Genomic DNA, 16437 nt, shown 5'->3' on the forward strand with positions numbered 1-16437 from the left:
AATGGTGTTCTAATCTCGAAGATTACAATATTGTAGATGAAGTCTAACTTTAGGTGGTGGGTGCTTATCTTCACGATTTGTTCGACGTGAGAATAGATTAGAGCAAAAAAGACTTAATGCAGCGATTGATAGAAATAAAAAGAAAAAGGGTTCAATAACCGCTGGCGTTAATGTTAATAGGGATTTTGCACTCAACTCACAGGTAGACAGGTGAGAGCCTTTATCGTCTATTTGTGGGGTTTGGAAAATAGCTGACGGTGCATTCTGTTGCAGTTGTATAACAGGGGATTGAGGCGAAAAATGGGCGAAAAGACGCTCTCCGAGGGCTCTTTGGTTCATACAAAGTAAAACCATCAGACAGGCGAGTAATACTAATCCTTTGCCTAATTTAAGTTGCCTGTTCATGCGTGTCTCTATCTATTCGTCCTGAAATGCACACTGTTAAATACAGATTAGTTAATCCACTATTAAAATTTAACCAATTTACTAAAGGTTACATCTTACACAGCAAACGTCCTTACACAAGTAACATAATCTAACTTTACAAATCCTCGTCATATTTATCCATTTTCTCTAAAAACTGGTACGTAAAATGCATTATAACTTTACGACATCGAAAAATAAGCTTGTTTTTCACTCTAATGGTGCATAACTCGCTTTTTTAGCGCATTTTTCCCAGCAATAGTGCAACAAATTAGGAACTGCCCAAATAATATGCGAGACAGCTCCCGATTTTGAAACAATTTGTTTTCATTATTTAACATTTTTATTTAGTTTTTAACAATAATAAAACATACAGCCGATGATCGCGACTCCAATTGAATCAACGAGACATCAGCAAGCACAACAAACAAGACAGATACCCGATCTCAGAAAGGAGCTGTAACTATGCGTATGAGCAAGATTGTATTATCTATGATGGTGTTAGGTGCGACCTGTGCCGTTCAAGCCGAAGAATTGACCGGTACACTAAAAAAAATTAACGACAATGGTGTCATTGTTGTCGGGCACCGTGAATCATCAGTGCCATTCTCTTATTACGATAACAGCCAAAAGGTGGTTGGTTATTCTCAAGACTATTCCAACGAGATTGTTAACGCGGTCAAAAAGAAACTTAATAAACCTAATCTTGAAGTTAAACTCATTCCAATCACATCACAGAACCGCATTCCTCTATTACAAAACGGTACCTATGACTTTGAATGTGGCTCAACCACCAATAATTTAGAAAGACAAAAACAAGCCGCTTTCTCAAATACTATTTTCATTGTAGGAACTCGCCTACTGACTAAAAATGACTCCGGAGTCAAAGATTTTGCGGATCTCGCGGGTAAAAACGTTGTCGTCACTTCAGGTACAACGTCTGAAATTTTACTCAATAAACTTAATGACGAAAAAAATATGAAGATGCGCATCATCAGTGCAAAAGACCACGGTGACTCTTTCCGTACACTGGAGTCTGGCCGTGCCGCTGCCTTTATGATGGATGACGCATTACTAGCAGGTGAGCGTGCGAAGGCGAAAAAACCCGATATCTGGGAAATTGTAGGTAAACCACAGTCTGAAGAAGCGTACGGTTGTATGCTGCGCAAAGATGACCCTCAATTCAAAGCACTGGTCGATGAAACTATCGCTAAAGTACAAACAGATGGCACCGCTGAGAAGTCATTTAACCAGTGGTTCAATCAACCTATTCCACCAAAAAATCTTAACTTAAAATTCACGTTATCGGATGAAATGAAAACACTATTCAAATCACCTAATGACAAAGCTCTAAACTAAATAAAAAAGACAAACAGGGTGTTACTGAAGTGAGATTTGCAAGGCGGTCGTTCCCCGCCTTGCACTTTCTTACCAGTAGTAGGGTCAATCTAATTGCCCACAGGAAGTAGAATTATGTCAATTGATTGGAATTGGGGGATTTTCCTACAGGAAGCCCCATTTGGGAATACCACCTATTTAGGTTGGTTATTATCTGGCTTAGAAGTTACCGTCGCACTTTCCATCTGTGCTTGGATCATCGCATTTCTCGTCGGTTCATTTTTTGGCATCTTACGGACTGTTCCAAATCGCTTTCTCGCGATGACGGGAACTGTTTACGTTGAGCTATTTCGCAATGTGCCTTTGATTGTACAGTTTTTCACTTGGTATTTAGTGATCCCAGAGCTGTTACCTCAATCTATTGGTGATTGGTTTAAAATGGATTTAGATCCTAACTATCAATTTTTTATCTCTTCTACGCTGTGTCTTGGTTTATTTACTGCTGCTCGTATGACTGAACAAGTCAGAGCCGCTATCCAATCATTGCCAAGAGGACAAAAAAGCGCCGGCCTCGCGATGGGACTGACTTTGCCACAAACTTATCGCTATGTGCTGTTACCCAACGCATACCGAGTTATTCTGCCACCCATGACGTCTGAAATGCTTAACCTAGTCAAAAACTCGGCCATTGCTTCAACTATCGGCCTAGTTGATATGGCGGCACAGGCAGGTAAATTGCTGGATTACTCTGCACATGCTTGGGAGTCATTCACTGCGATCACCCTCGCCTACGTTGGCATCAATATCGTCATTATGGTGTTAATGACCTTGCTCGAACGTAAAGTTCGCTTACCTGGCACATTAGGAGGGCGATAATATGTTCTATGAATTTGATTGGAGCTCCATCGTACCAAGCTGGCCATTCTTACTCGATGGCTTAATTATCACAGCGAAAATCACCATTACAGCGATTGTGGTAGGGATACTGTGGGGAACCGTTCTTGCCGTAATGCGACTTTCGACATTCAAACCAATTAGCTGGTTTGCGGCACTGTACGTGAACACCTTCCGCTCTATTCCATTAGTCATGGTGTTATTGTGGTTCTATTTAATTGTGCCTAACTTAGTCCAAAATGTTCTAGGCATATCGCCAAAAAGTGATATCCGTTTAATTTCAGCAATGGTAGCCTTCTCGCTTTTTGAAGCAGCCTATTACTCTGAAATTATTCGAGCAGGTATCCAAAGTATTTCACGAGGCCAAGCTTCTGCGGCATTGGCTCTCGGTATGACGAATATGCAAACCATGAGGCTAGTCATACTACCTCAAGCCTTCAAAGCTATGATCCCACTGTTATTAACACAAGGCATTGTGCTATTTCAGGATTCATCATTAGTCTATGTGCTGAGCTTAACGGATTTCTTCCGTACCGCCACCAATATCGGCGAACGCGACGGTACACAGGTAGAAATGATATTGTTTGCAGGCTTGGTGTACTTTATTATCAGTTTCGGCGCTTCAATGCTGGTGAATTATCTTAAGAAAAGGACTGTTTCATGATTACCCTGAAAAATATATCCAAATGGTATGGCCAATTTCAGGTACTTACTGACTGTACAACTGAAGTCAAAAAAGGTGAAGTTGTCGTGGTCTGTGGGCCATCTGGTTCTGGTAAATCCACATTAATAAAAACGGTGAATGGCCTTGAGCCTGTTCAACAGGGTGAAATTTTTGTAAATGGTATCCAAGTCAATGATAAAAAAACTGATTTGGCAAAACTACGTTCTAAAGTGGGTATGGTCTTCCAACATTTCGAGCTATTTCCTCACCTATCTATTATCGAAAATTTAACACTTGCCCAAGTTAAAGTGCTAAATAGAAGTAAAAAAGAGGCTGAAGCGAAAGGGTTGAAATTGTTAGAGCGTGTTGGGTTGGCAAACCATGCTAATAAATTTCCATCCCAGCTTTCCGGTGGTCAGCAACAACGTGTGGCGATCGCTCGTGCTCTATGTATGGACCCTGTAGCGATGCTATTTGATGAACCGACATCAGCACTTGACCCTGAAATGATCAATGAAGTGCTTGATGTTATGGTCGAATTAGCCAACGAAGGTATGACCATGATGGTCGTTACCCACGAAATGGGTTTTGCTAAGAAAGTCGCTAACCGTGTGATTTTTATGGATGAAGGTAAAATTGTCGAAGACAGTAAAAAAGAAGACTTTTTTGCTAATCCAAAATCAGAAAGAGCGAAAGATTTCCTCGCGAAAATACTGCATTAGTGGTGACTAATTCCTATTCCAAGCCATAGGGAGAGACTGTCTCTCTATGGCTTCCTCCCTACACGACACGCTTATCCCTTTCTATTTTTTGTTTATCCAAAAATTGTTGCCCCCCTAATACATACTGATATAGGTTAGAAATCCAATTAATATCAATTTAATAATCTAAGAACCATAATGAAAAATATTCAGCAAATAACAATTACCCCTTTGCAAGATGATGCTGTTCTGGATATTTCGGGCTGTCATTTTACTGTGATGATAACCGATGAGTTACTCCATCCCTATGAGGATATCAACAGGAAAAAAGCAATTAAGCCCTACCTAAAGGATTATCATTTTTCTCCTGAGCAATGGTTGAATGAACAAGAGAGTTTAAGTGCTTTATATGTTGCTAAATTGGGTGATAAAACTATTGGCTATGCCTGTGCAAGTCTTTGTTGGAATGGCATGGCACAACTTGATGAATTGGCTATCGATGAGCCATATAGAGGTAAAGGTATCGCCAAACAATTACTCGAAAAAATTGAAGCTTGGGCAATCGATAATGGCTTAACCCATATCAGATTAGAATCTCAATCCACCAATACCACCGCCGCTAAATTCTACTACAAGCACGGTTTTCGCATTCATGGGTATGATAAGTCACTCTATTTGTGCACGGAAAATGCGCATGAAGTCGCATTATTTTGGTATAAGACATTATAAACATTAACGCACCACGTTTACTTTTATAAATAAGTTGCCCCACCTTTCGGATGGCGATATTCCATCCCTCAAAACGATGCCAAATCAAAAAGAGAGACGCCTTCAGTGCAAGTCACGCTTACGCCTTATTCTTGTGGGCTTGCGCGTCGTTGATGGAAAGTATCAATTTCGCAAATTGAATAAAAAAATGGGCGGTTTGCTTTGTGTTAACCGCGTATTCCGTTCGTTTATCTTTTTCTTCTAAAATAGTGATGCCTCCCTACATCTTCAGCAAGCAGGCAGTGACATCTTTTTGCTCTGTTGTATCTATCTGTCAAAGCAACCTTAAATTTCACTGTACCACAATAGCACTGGGCGTAGATTTCAATCATCACTCTCTCCCTAATAGCATATGCAAAAACGCAATCAATAGATTAAGGCCGTTAAACAGATTAAATGGGTTTTCTTCATTGATTTGATTTATTGATGCTTTATTTGGTTTCTAGGGCATCTTTGCACTTTAGCACTAATAAAATAGAGTGAATAAATACGCCACCCTAGATATTGTGCAACATTTGCTAATTTTTGATTTTTTTTTGCGTAAAACACTACCAATCTTACTGTTTTTTGGTTAAGTTTGATGCTCATCGGAATAAAATATTCTGACTCCGCCCCCCAAAAACAATATCCAGCTTCCCCCACCGGTTCAGCTAATCAACTATTGTTGTTTTAGGGTATGATCCGCTATGCTATGCGGATCTAAATTATAGAAAGACATTAACGCTACTGAGTAGCATTTATTCACCATAGGATTATCGGTGCCATGCAAGAACAATATCGTCCAGAAGATATAGAGCCTAAAGTACAGCGTCACTGGGATGAAAAAGCCACATTTAAAGTGACAGAAGACAACAGCAAAGAGAAGTACTACTGCCTGTCCATGCTACCTTACCCTTCTGGTCGACTACACATGGGCCATGTGCGTAACTACACTATGGGTGATGTTATCTCCCGTTATCAACGCCTTTTAGGTAAAAACGTCTTACAACCTATTGGTTGGGATGCTTTTGGTTTACCCGCAGAAGGCGCGGCTGTAAAAAACAATACAGCTCCTGCACCATGGACCTATGCCAATATCGATTACATGAAAGGCCAGTTGAAAATGCTGGGGTTTGGCTATGATTGGGATCGTGAAGTTACCACTTGTACGCCTGAATACTATCGTTGGGAACAGTGGTTTTTTACTAAGCTGTATGAAAAAGGCTTAGTTTATAAAAAAACCTCCGCAGTAAACTGGTGTCCGCACGATTTAACTGTTCTCGCGAACGAACAGGTTATTGATGGCTGCTGCTGGCGCTGTGATACGCCCGTAGAGCGCAAAGAAATCCCTCAGTGGTTTATCAAAATCACCGATTACGCTGAAGAATTGTTGAACGACCTCGATAAACTCGATGATTGGCCTGAACAAGTCAAAACAATGCAACGTAACTGGATTGGCCGTTCTGAAGGGGTTGAAATCACCTTTAATGTTGCCGACCGTGATGACAAACTAACCGTATACACAACTCGTCCAGATACCTTTATGGGCGCCACCTATGTTGCCGTTGCGGCTGGTCACCCATTAGCCCAAGAAGCCGCAGCAAACAATGCAGAATTAGCTCACTTTATCGATGAATGCCGCAACACCAAAACAGCAGAAGCTGATATGGCAACCATGGATAAAAAAGGTATGGCAACGGGCCTGTATGTTATCCATCCGCTAACTCAAGAGAAATTACCAATTTGGGTGGCTAACTTTGTATTGATGGAATACGGCACAGGCGCAGTGATGGCAGTACCAGCTCATGACCAACGTGACTGGGAATTTGCACATAAATATCACCTACCACTTAAAGCCGTTATTGCTGACGCAGAAGGCAATGAGCCAGATATCTCCCAAGAGGCGATGACTGAAAAGTATGCGTTGATCAACTCAGGTGAATTTAGCGGTCTCGACAATGCAGCAGGGTTCAACGCGATTGCCGATAAGTTAGTGGCTATCGGTGCTGGCCAACGAAAAGTGAACTATCGCCTACGTGACTGGGGCGTTTCCCGTCAACGTTATTGGGGCGCCCCCATTCCGATGGCGACATTAGAAGATGGCACGGTTGTACCTGTTCCTGAAGACCAACTGCCGGTTATTCTACCTGAAGATGTTGAAATGAATGGTATCACCAGCCCAATCAAAGCAGATCCTGAGTGGGCAAAAACAACCATCAACGGTCAACCAGCGCTACGTGAAACAGATACATTTGATACCTTTATGGAATCATCTTGGTACTATGCACGCTATACCTGCCCACAATTTGACGAAGGCATGTTGGATCCGGCAGCAGCAAACTATTGGTTGCCAGTAGACCAATACATTGGCGGCATTGAACACGCGATCATGCATCTAATGTATTTCCGTTTCTTCCATAAATTGATGCGCGATGCAGGTCTAGTCAACTCTGATGAACCGGCAAAACGCTTACTATGCCAAGGCATGGTACTGGCAGATGCATTCTACTATATCGGCAATGATGGTCAGCGCGTCTGGGTTTCACCTACCGATGCGATTGTTGAACGCGATGATAAAGGTCGTATCACCAAAGCGGTTGATAACGAAGGACATGAGCTGGTTTACACTGGCATGAGCAAAATGTCTAAGTCGAAAAATAACGGTATCGATCCACAATTGATGGTCAAAAAATATGGCGCAGATACCGTCCGACTGTTTATGATGTTTGCAGCACCACCAGAGTTAACCCTTGAATGGCAAGAATCTAGCGTCGAAGGTGCAAACCGTTTCGTCCGTCGTGTATGGCGTCTTGTTCACGAACATTCACAAAAAGGGGCCACTCAACCGCTGAATATTGATTCATTAACGACTGAGCAGAAAGACTTACGCCGTGATTTACATAAAATGATTGCCAAAGTCACCGATGACTTTGATCGTCGTTATGCCTTTAATACGGCAATCGCTGCCATCATGGAGTTCATGAACAAACTGGTTCGTGCACCACAAGAAACAGAGCAAGACCGTGCATTAATTCAAGAAGCTCTGGAAGCCATTACCTTGATGTTGTCGCCAATCATTCCACATGCTTGCTTTGAAATGTGGCAAGCACTGGGTCACAAAGAGGATATCGATTTTGCTCGCTGGCCTATTGCTGACGAAAACGCCATGGTTGATGATACCAAGCTGGTCGTGATCCAAGTTAATGGTAAAGTTCGTGGACGTATCACCGTGCCTGCGGATGCCGAACAAGATTTTGTTTTAGATATGGCGAAAAATGAGTATAGCGTCTCGAAATATCTCGAAGGCGTGACTATCCGTAAAGTAATTTATGTACCAGGTAAATTACTCAACTTGGTTGTTGGCTGATAAGGAGGCCAGGTGCGCTATCTGATAACTTTATTGCTGAGCCTGTCGGTGCTAGTCACCGCTGGCTGTGGTTTTCGTCTTCAAGGAACAACACAGATCCCTGACGAGCTGAAAACATTACAGTTAAGTTCGAATGCACCTTATAGCTCTCTAACCAGAGCCGTTAGGGAGCAACTCAGGCTGAATAATGTCAAGCTAGTGGAAAACGGCAGCGCTGATATCCCGATTTTAAAAATTACGGGATCGTCAGAAAAAACGGAAACCGTCTCGATTTATCAGGATGGTAAAGCCGCTGAGAAGCAATTAACTTTCGTTCTCAATGCGCAAGTTATGATGCCAAATGGCTCAGTTTATCCATTACAAACCCAAGTTGAGCGTACCTTCTTTGATAACCCATTAGAAGCTCTTGCAAAAGATGCTGAAAATGAACTGGTTAAACAAGAAATGCGTGAACAAGCTGCACGTATGTTAGTACGTAAGCTGTTAATCGTTCATACCGCAGAACTTGAGAAGGCTAACGCTAAAACGACAGTCCCTGTTGTTGAGCCATAATGATCCGTATCTATCCTGAACAGCTGGCCTCTCAGTTACAAGATTCACTGAAAGGCCGCTATTTAATCTGGGGCAATGAGCCCCTATTAATTCAAGAGAGCCAAGATGCGATTCGAAAAACAGCCCAAAGTCAGGGGTTCGAAGAACATTTTACTTTCTCACTTGAGCCACAGACTGATTGGGATGAAATTTTTAGCCTCTGCCAGGCTCTCAGTTTATTCGCCAGCCGCCAATCGTTAACCTTAATTTTGCCTGAAAACGGGCCTAATGCTGCCATGGCTGAAAAGCTGACTCAGCTAGCTCAGTTACTCCATCCTGATATTCTGTTATTGCTGCGTGGACAAAAACTCACGAAAGCTCAAGAGAATAGCGCTTGGTTTAAAGCTATAAGCAATGAAGGTGTCTATGTCAGTTGCTTAACCCCTGAATACCAACGATTGCCGCAATGGGTAGCTAAGCGCGCCAATACTATGCACCTAACCTTAGAAACAGAAGCGAACCAACTGCTTTGCTACTGTTATGAGGGGAATTTACTGGCATTAGCTCAAGCCCTAGAGCGGCTATCATTACTTTATCCCGACGGTAAGTTAACATTGCCACGCGTCGAAACAGCGGTCAATGACGCGGCTCATTTTACGCCTTATCATTGGGTCGATGCACTATTAGCGGGTAAATCGCGCCGTGCTTGGCATATCTTAGAGCAGTTACAACGCGAAGATACCGAGGCTGTGATTTTACTGCGTGCAATCCAGCGTGAACTAATGCTTTTACTGACTTTAAAGCGCCAGTCAGCGACAGCATCATTAAAATCCTTATTTGACCAACACAAAGTTTGGCAAAACCGCCGCCCATTACTGACGGCAGCATTACAGCGACTGAGTTTACATCAATTACAATCGGCTCTTCTTTTGCTAACCCAAGCAGAACTACATGCTAAACAAGACTTTAGTCACTCGGTGTGGCCAGATTTACAATCCTTGTCTATGTTAATATGTACCAAAGCCTTACCAGAGAGTTTTATACATGACCTTTAAGCACAAAGGCCTTCAAGCGTTATTTGGTGGGACATTTGATCCAATACATTACGGCCATCTACGCCCCGTTGAAGCACTGGCAAAACAGGTGGGCTTGCAAAAAGTGATCTTACTTCCCAACCATGTTCCCCCTCATCGACCACAACCAGAAGCGAGTCCAGCTCAAAGGTTAGAAATGGTGCGCTTAGCGATACAAGATCAGCCACTTTTTACCATTGATACGCGGGAACTTGAGCGTAATAGCCCATCCTATACCATAGAAACCTTAACTGCATTGCGTAAAGAAATGGGCCCAGAGCAACCATTAGCCTTTATTATTGGACAAGATTCACTCTTATCGATTAATACATGGCATGGTTGGGAACAACTGTTGGATAATTGTCATTTATTAGTTTGTTCACGTCCGGGTTATGCCGCAAATTTTAGCGAACCACAAATGCAAGCATGGCTCAACAAACACAAGACAGACGATACCAATAAACTAAGCCAAACACCAAATGGATATATTTTTCTTGGTGATACTCCATTAGTGGATATTTCAGCGACAGAAATCCGTAATAATCTAAATAATGGCAATGTAAATGAAAACCTTATTCCCGCTGCGGTGATGGCTTATATAAAACAACAGCACCTCTATCAAAATTGATGTAATGCTCTGACTTTTTCACATCCAGAGTAAGGGGATAAATAAAATTGCTCACTGAGATAGCTATCAGGATACTGAGTGAGCAATTGTAAAATCATCGATAACGGATTATTGATCGACAAATAGCCTTCTTGGTAATCGTTAATTAGCCATCTTAAACGTGTTTTTTCGTCCTTGGTCGCTTTATATTTAAAATAGCCTTGTATATGCGAAATGGCATTCACCTGTCGTTTCCGTGTGGGGGTCGTGGCTAAAATGCTGAGTAATTGCGTTCGATACTGGCGATAAAAACCCGTCAATTCACTCCCTTTTGGTATACTAGCAACCAATTTTCCTGTCGTTTGATAGCCTTTGGGCGAATATGCCATTAACAAATATTTATACCTGCTATGAAAACGAATCACTTGATGATGAGTCAAATGATGGCTTAATTGAGCTAGACGATGTCCCGTATGCAACTGGATCAGGAAACGATCAAGATGCTCAGGGCATTGCCATTCAACGGTCGTTAATATAGGCGTATTTTCAGGAAGGTGCTCAAGTAGCTGCGCGCGAACGGCCTCACTGCAAATCACCCCGTGATATTTAAGCGGCATATCCAAAAGCTCACCCACGGGCAGTAAATTCATATGCTCGGTGGTTAGTTGAATAATATCCTCTGTGGGATAATCGATATCGCCAAACAAAACTACATCAAACATAATCATTTCCCATCTATTTTTATTTCGCTAAATTAAAACAAACCTTGCTGATTATTACCTGTATGGCTTTGTAAAGTTTGTACAAATCTCTTGCCCTAAGCGCTGGTTATTCATATAAATCACACTCGATAAGGAATATAAAATAATTTAGCCGATTTTTCTGAAAATCTAGGGTAAAATGTTCAAACCTTAACAGGTATATTACAAACAGTGTTTAACGTCGTTATATCCGCCATGCGTCAAGTTGTATCTGTATTGGCAACGCTAAGCTATTCGTTTCATTCAAATGGCTTTGCTTGACCACCAAAACACAACTGATTAGGTTATGTCGTGGCTGAGTATAATTAGAATAAAAGGTGAACCTTTTGCAAGGAACTGAACTCCAACAATTTATTATTAATCAGCTTGACGATGCAAAAGCTGAAGATATTATCTCGATCGATGTGCATGGGAAATCGAGTATCACTGACCAAATGATCATCTGCACTGGCACATCTAGCCGTCATTTAATGTCTGTTGCGGATCGATTAATTGAAGCTTGCCGTAAAAATGGTTTACAGCCTTTAGGCGTTGAAGGTCAAGGGATTTCTGATTGGATTGTCGTTGATCTGGGTGAAGCGATTGTTCATATCATGCAAGATGAAAGCCGTCGTATGTATGAACTTGAAAAACTCTGGAGCTGAGTTTGAAATTACAACTCATCGCTGTAGGAACAAAAATGCCGGACTGGGTTCAGACCGGCTTTATGGATTATCTTCATCGTTTTCCTAAAGATATGCCGTTCGAGCTAATTGAGATTCCAGCGGGAAAACGAGGAAAAAACGCAGATATTAAACGTATTCTCGAAAAAGAAGGTGAGCTAATGCTGGCCGCTGTCGGCAAAGGTAATCGGATTGTCACATTGGATATACCGGGTGAGAAATGGGATACTCCCAAGCTCGCTAACCAACTTGAAAATTGGAAACAAGATGGACGCAACGTTAGCCTGCTGATCGGCGGCCCGGAAGGACTTGCGCCTGCTTGTAAAGAAGCTGCCATACAAAGTTGGTCATTATCTCCACTGACACTCCCCCACCCTCTAGTGAGAGTGCTTGTTGCAGAAAGTCTGTATCGTGCGTGGAGTATTACGACTAACCACCCATATCATCGGGAGTAGTCAGTTTTTAATATGTTCAATATGGCAGTGGGATGAAAAATCAACGCACCCCTTTTCGCGACCATACAGCTGAATCAATGTTATTTATTCGCCGAGCATTAATTGCCTTTGGCGTCATAGTGCTATTAACAGCTGTTCTTGTCACTAACCTTTATCATATACAAGTTGTTCGCCATGAAGATTATCAAACAAGATCGAATGATAATCGGATCAAACTCGTTCCCATTGCCCCTAGTCGCGGTATTATTTATGACCGCAACGGAACTCAACTCGCTTTAAACAGTACTTTTTATCAACTGGAAATCGTGCCTGAAAAAGTGTCTGATCTCCAAGAGACACTCGATAAACTACGTGATGTCATCGGCCTAACCGATGAAGATATCGCCAACTTTGAAAAAGAGCGAAAACGCTCTCGCCGCTTCACTTCTATCCCTCTCAAAACCCAGCTCAATGAAGTGCAAGTCGCACGTTTTGCCGTCAATCAATATAGGTTCCCTGGCCTTGAGGTTAAGAGCTATCAACGTCGTTCCTACCCTTATGGTTCTGCATTAACCCATGTCATTGGTTATGTGGCTAAAATTAACGATAAAGATGTTGAGCGCCTTGATAAAGACGGAAAACTTGCTAATTATGCCGCCAGTCATGATATCGGTAAATTAGGTATCGAACGCTACTATGAAGATGTGTTGCATGGAAAAACGGGCTATGAAGAGGTTGAAGTTAATAGCCGTGGCCGAGTGATTCGCCAATTACATGAGCAACCCCCTCAAGCAGGCCGCGATATCTATTTGACTATCGATCTTGAACTGCAAATTTATATTGAGAAATTACTAACAACCAGTCGTGCTGCCGTTGTTGTCACAGACCCTCGCAATGGTGAAATATTAGCGTTAGTTTCTAACCCAAGTTATGACTCCAATTTATTTGTTAATGGTATCTCAAATAAAGATTATCAGGCACTACTCAATAACCCCGATAGGCCATTGATCAACCGAACAACACAAGGGCTGTATCCACCCGCTTCAACGGTGAAGCCATTTATTTCTGTTGCGGCCCTCAGTGAAAAGGTGATCACGCCTTCCACAACCATTTTCGACCCAGGTTGGTGGCAGCTCCCCGGTTCCGAAAAACGCTACCGTGATTGGAAACGGTGGGGGCACGGTAAATTAAATGTGGTTAAATCGATCATTGAATCTGCGGATACGTTCTTCTACCAAGTCGCCTACGATATGGGAATTGATAGGCTATCTGACTGGATGAGTAGGTTTGGTTTTGGTGATTATACGGGGATCGACCTTGCCGAAGAGAGGGCGGGGATTATGCCAACCCGCGAATGGAAACAAAAACGTTATAAAAAACCTTGGTATCAAGGGGATACTATTCCAGTTGGTATTGGGCAAGGTTACTGGACGGCGACCCCAATTCAAATGTCTAAAGCGCTCATGACACTTATCAATGATGGGCAAGTTAAAACGCCACATCTGCTATATGGCACAAAATTAGGCAATGCGATGGTGCCTTATGAAGATAAAGAGACGAAGCAGATTGGCGATATTCACTCAGGCTATTGGGAATTAGCCAAACAAGGTATGTACGGTGTGGCCAATGCACCAAACGGAACGGGTAGACGTAGTTTTATTGGCACTCCTTACAAAGCAGCAGCTAAATCAGGTACGGCTCAGGTCTTTAGTTACGAAACCTATAATGCGAGCAAATTAGCCGAGCATTTACGTGACCATAAATTAATGATTGCTTATGCTCCTTATGATAAACCGACCGTTGCTGTCGCCATTATTTTAGAAAATGGTGGAGCAGGCCCTGCTGTCGGCGATATCGTTAGGCAGATATTTGACCATGTTCTATTAGGCGACAATAAAACCCAAGTCAACAGCGTATCAACAGGCTCTGAGGAAGACCGTTAACACTATGACTGACGATAAGAAAAAATTATCACTTGCTGCACGTCTACATATTGATGTGCCTATGCTATTAATCATTTTGCTATTGCTTGCCTACAGTGCCTTTATTATGTGGAGCGCTAGTGGTCAAGATCCCGAAATGATGGAAAGAAAACTGGGGCAAATTGCCTCAGGGTTTATCGTCATGCTCATCATGGCTCAAATTCCCCCTCGAGTGTATGAGAACTTAGCGCCTCATTTATATATTTTTTGTGTCATTTTGCTTATTTTTGTCGATGTTTTTGGTCAGATCAGTAAAGGCGCTCAACGCTGGCTTGATCTTGGTATTATACGTTTTCAACCCTCTGAAATTGCAAAAATTGCGGTGCCATTGATGGTGGCTCGCTTTATGAACCGAGATCTCTGCCCACCCTCGTTAAAAAATACGATGATCGCGCTGATACTCATTTTTCTACCTACACTGTTAGTCGCAGCGCAACCCGATTTGGGAACCTCCATCTTAGTCGCGGCATCGGGCATTTTTGTACTCTTTTTAGCGGGTATGAGTTGGCGATTAATTACCATCGCCGTTACCGCCCTTGCCGCGTTTATCCCATTATTATGGTTTTTCTTAATGCACGATTATCAAAGAACGCGTGTGATGATGCTACTCGACCCAGAAAGCGACCCCTTAGGGGCCGGCTATCATATCATTCAATCAAAAATTGCCATTGGCTCCGGTGGTTTGATGGGAAAAGGTTGGCTGCACGGAACCCAGTCACAACTGGAGTTTTTACCTGAGCGTCACACTGACTTTATTTTTGCTGTATTATCGGAAGAACTTGGCTTAATTGGTGTTTTAGTATTACTCGGTCTCTATCTGTTGTTAATCATGCGAGGCCTTTATATTGCAGCCAGCGCCCAAAACACTTTCGGCCGTGTTATGGCAGGTGGTCTGATGCTGATCCTCTTTGTTTATGTCTTTGTTAATATCGGCATGGTCAGTGGGATATTACCGGTTGTCGGTGTCCCCCTTCCCCTTGTCAGTTATGGTGGCTCAGCACTCATTGTTTTAATGGCCGGATTCGGTATTATCATGTCTATTCACACACACAGAAAATTTCTGTCAAAGAGTTTATAAAAAGAGGCTTAGTATGCGTTTTCAATGGATTATGCTTGGCATTACCGCTGCATTACTTAGTGGTTGTGTCACGGAAGAAAACATTAAGCAGCCTAGTAACGTACCGGCTGTTCCTGTTCAAGACGTGCTTGGCGCTGAGCCTCATTATGAACCGTTTCATCCAACAGCCAACAGTGATTATCAACGTAATGGCCAGCAATACCAAATTGTCCGAGATATGTCGCAATTCTCGCAATTGGGTTATGCCTCTATCTTTGGCTCAGAATCAACCGGTAATATGACCGCCATTGGTGAGCGAGTGAATCCGCTTGAGCTTACGGCCGCGCATCCCACTTTGCCAATCCCAAGTTATGTACGCATCACTAATATGATGAATGGCCGCATGATGGTCGTTCGTGTTAATGATCGTGGCCCTTATACACAAGGTAAAAGCATTGCGGTGTCACGAGCAGTCGCTGATCGCCTTAATTTAATGCCAACTACGCGGATCAAAATTGACGCAATTCAAGTGGCACAAGATGGCTCACTATCCGGTCCGGGCACTGTTGGCTCCAACTTTGTTAAGCAAAGTTATGCCCTACCGGGTCGCCCTCAATTAGGCTCAGGTCCTATGGGCACACCTGTGATGGAAAACTTACCCACACCAGAAAACGTCTTACCCGTAAAACAACCCACAGCACCGATGGAGCCCGTTGTTCCTGAGAGTAGCCTCAAGTCACCAGAGCCAGAAGAGCCAGCAGCAGCACCTGTTGCAGCGCCAGCAGTCCCTGAAAAAGGCTATCTCGTGCAGGTTGGTGCAATCGGCAATCAAAACAACGCTAAAACAATGCTAGAGGGTTTAAAAAATCAGTTTGGAGTACCAGGTCGCTTACAGCCTTACAACAATATTTACCGTGTTCAATTAGGGCCATTTGCCGATAGGCAACAAGCAGTTGATTTACAAGGGCGAATTCAATCTGAGTTAAATCAGACGTCGATGGTTATCGCTCCATAATCAATATAAACTCTGAATAATTCAAGGCGCGGCGTGATGATGAACAAACCATTGCCATCAATAACGCTGCAACTTGAAGTATGACGAGTATAAAATTTATGTAAAACATCGGTGCATAGCATTAATCATTGATGACACTTTTGCTACACTGCGCCTCCTTGTGTTAACCGAATTCCGGATG

The 16437-nt window shown here is 42.6% G+C and carries 16 protein-coding genes; 14 read left to right on the plus strand and 2 right to left on the minus strand.

Annotation, left to right across the window (positions count from 1 at the left end; genetic code table 11):
• Positions 1-9: 9 nt before the first annotated feature.
• Complete coding sequence (locus M1F03_RS14050; protein WP_154622629.1) at positions 10-405, minus strand: metal resistance protein; 396 nt, start codon at positions 403-405, stop codon at positions 10-12.
• A 483-nt stretch (positions 406-888) separates the two neighbouring features.
• On the opposite strand from M1F03_RS14050, the gene M1F03_RS14055 reads away from it, so the two are divergent.
• The 9 genes from M1F03_RS14055 (at position 889) to nadD (ending at position 10366) form a co-directional block, all read left to right on the plus strand.
• Positions 889-1782 (plus strand): glutamate/aspartate ABC transporter substrate-binding protein, encoded by an 894-nt coding sequence (locus M1F03_RS14055; RefSeq protein ID WP_154622628.1) that lies wholly within the window; start codon positions 889-891, stop codon positions 1780-1782.
• Positions 1783-1896: 114 nt separating this feature from the next.
• Entirely contained in the window at positions 1897-2637 is a 741-nt protein-coding gene (locus M1F03_RS14060; RefSeq protein WP_251464563.1) for an amino acid ABC transporter permease, read from the plus strand.
• Between the two features lies 1 nt (position 2638).
• Positions 2639-3319, plus strand: a complete 681-nt coding sequence (gene gltK / locus M1F03_RS14065) for a glutamate/aspartate ABC transporter permease GltK (RefSeq protein WP_154622626.1) — start codon at positions 2639-2641, stop codon at positions 3317-3319.
• Entirely contained in the window at positions 3316-4041 is a 726-nt protein-coding gene (locus M1F03_RS14070) for an amino acid ABC transporter ATP-binding protein (RefSeq protein WP_154622625.1), read from the plus strand. Before gltK ends, M1F03_RS14070 begins: the two co-directional genes overlap by 4 nt.
• Positions 4042-4218: 177 nt before the next feature.
• Complete coding sequence (locus M1F03_RS14075; RefSeq protein ID WP_154622624.1) at positions 4219-4749, plus strand: GNAT family N-acetyltransferase; 531 nt, start codon at positions 4219-4221, stop codon at positions 4747-4749.
• A gap of 802 nt (positions 4750-5551) precedes the next feature.
• Complete coding sequence (leuS, locus tag M1F03_RS14080; RefSeq protein WP_251464564.1) at positions 5552-8134, plus strand: leucine--tRNA ligase; 2583 nt, start codon at positions 5552-5554, stop codon at positions 8132-8134.
• Between the two features lie 12 nt (positions 8135-8146).
• Positions 8147-8686 (plus strand): LPS assembly lipoprotein LptE, encoded by a 540-nt coding sequence (gene lptE / locus M1F03_RS14085; RefSeq protein WP_163862806.1) that lies wholly within the window; start codon positions 8147-8149, stop codon positions 8684-8686.
• Positions 8686-9720 (plus strand): DNA polymerase III subunit delta, encoded by a 1035-nt coding sequence (gene holA / locus M1F03_RS14090; RefSeq protein ID WP_154622622.1) that lies wholly within the window; start codon positions 8686-8688, stop codon positions 9718-9720. The genes lptE and holA overlap by 1 nt, the downstream gene beginning before the upstream one ends.
• Positions 9710-10366 (plus strand): nicotinate-nucleotide adenylyltransferase, encoded by a 657-nt coding sequence (nadD, locus tag M1F03_RS14095; protein WP_154622621.1) that lies wholly within the window; start codon positions 9710-9712, stop codon positions 10364-10366. Before holA ends, nadD begins: the two co-directional genes overlap by 11 nt.
• Here nadD and M1F03_RS14100 read toward each other — a convergent pair.
• Positions 10357-11067 (minus strand): YbgA family protein, encoded by a 711-nt coding sequence (locus M1F03_RS14100; protein ID WP_154622620.1) that lies wholly within the window; start codon positions 11065-11067, stop codon positions 10357-10359. The two genes, nadD and M1F03_RS14100, sit on opposite strands and share 10 nt — an antisense overlap.
• Positions 11068-11423: 356 nt before the next feature.
• On the opposite strand from M1F03_RS14100, the gene rsfS reads away from it, so the two are divergent.
• The 5 genes from rsfS to rlpA are packed head-to-tail and all read left to right on the plus strand — an operon-like array spanning position 11424 to position 16256.
• Positions 11424-11750, plus strand: a complete 327-nt coding sequence (rsfS, locus tag M1F03_RS14105; RefSeq protein ID WP_163862811.1) for a ribosome silencing factor — start codon at positions 11424-11426, stop codon at positions 11748-11750.
• A gap of 2 nt (positions 11751-11752) precedes the next feature.
• Positions 11753-12223, plus strand: a complete 471-nt coding sequence (rlmH, locus tag M1F03_RS14110; protein ID WP_251464565.1) for a 23S rRNA (pseudouridine(1915)-N(3))-methyltransferase RlmH — start codon at positions 11753-11755, stop codon at positions 12221-12223.
• Between the two features lie 32 nt (positions 12224-12255).
• A complete protein-coding gene (mrdA, locus tag M1F03_RS14115; protein ID WP_154622617.1) occupies positions 12256-14145 on the plus strand; it encodes a peptidoglycan DD-transpeptidase MrdA in 1890 nt (629 codons plus the stop codon).
• Between the two features lie 4 nt (positions 14146-14149).
• A complete protein-coding gene (gene mrdB / locus M1F03_RS14120; RefSeq protein ID WP_163862812.1) occupies positions 14150-15262 on the plus strand; it encodes a peptidoglycan glycosyltransferase MrdB in 1113 nt (370 codons plus the stop codon).
• A 13-nt stretch (positions 15263-15275) separates the two neighbouring features.
• Complete coding sequence (rlpA, locus tag M1F03_RS14125; protein ID WP_154622615.1) at positions 15276-16256, plus strand: endolytic peptidoglycan transglycosylase RlpA; 981 nt, start codon at positions 15276-15278, stop codon at positions 16254-16256.
• Positions 16257-16437: the final 181 nt, after the last annotated feature.

Origin of the sequence: Providencia sp. PROV080 (assembly GCF_033688105.1) — a bacterium.
Classification (GTDB): domain Bacteria; phylum Pseudomonadota; class Gammaproteobacteria; order Enterobacterales; family Enterobacteriaceae; genus Providencia; species Providencia zhejiangensis.

Excerpts from the sequence above, each read along its gene's own strand:
- M1F03_RS14050 (WP_154622629.1), bottom strand. The coding sequence starts at position 405 with ATGAACAGGCAACTTAAATTAGGCAAAGGATTAGTATTACTCGCCTGT.
- M1F03_RS14055 (WP_154622628.1), top strand. The coding sequence starts at position 889 with ATGCGTATGAGCAAGATTGTATTATCTATGATGGTGTTAGGTGCGACC.
- M1F03_RS14060 (WP_251464563.1), top strand. The coding sequence starts at position 1,897 with ATGTCAATTGATTGGAATTGGGGGATTTTCCTACAGGAAGCCCCATTT.
- gltK (WP_154622626.1), top strand. The coding sequence starts at position 2,639 with ATGTTCTATGAATTTGATTGGAGCTCCATCGTACCAAGCTGGCCATTC.
- M1F03_RS14070 (WP_154622625.1), top strand. The coding sequence starts at position 3,316 with ATGATTACCCTGAAAAATATATCCAAATGGTATGGCCAATTTCAGGTA.
- M1F03_RS14075 (WP_154622624.1), top strand. The coding sequence starts at position 4,219 with ATGAAAAATATTCAGCAAATAACAATTACCCCTTTGCAAGATGATGCT.
- leuS (WP_251464564.1), top strand. The coding sequence starts at position 5,552 with ATGCAAGAACAATATCGTCCAGAAGATATAGAGCCTAAAGTACAGCGT.
- holA (WP_154622622.1), top strand. The coding sequence starts at position 8,686 with ATGATCCGTATCTATCCTGAACAGCTGGCCTCTCAGTTACAAGATTCA.
- nadD (WP_154622621.1), top strand. The coding sequence starts at position 9,710 with ATGACCTTTAAGCACAAAGGCCTTCAAGCGTTATTTGGTGGGACATTT.
- M1F03_RS14100 (WP_154622620.1), bottom strand. The coding sequence starts at position 11,067 with ATGTTTGATGTAGTTTTGTTTGGCGATATCGATTATCCCACAGAGGAT.
- mrdA (WP_154622617.1), top strand. The coding sequence starts at position 12,256 with ATGAAAAATCAACGCACCCCTTTTCGCGACCATACAGCTGAATCAATG.
- mrdB (WP_163862812.1), top strand. The coding sequence starts at position 14,150 with ATGACTGACGATAAGAAAAAATTATCACTTGCTGCACGTCTACATATT.
- rlpA (WP_154622615.1), top strand. The coding sequence starts at position 15,276 with ATGCGTTTTCAATGGATTATGCTTGGCATTACCGCTGCATTACTTAGT.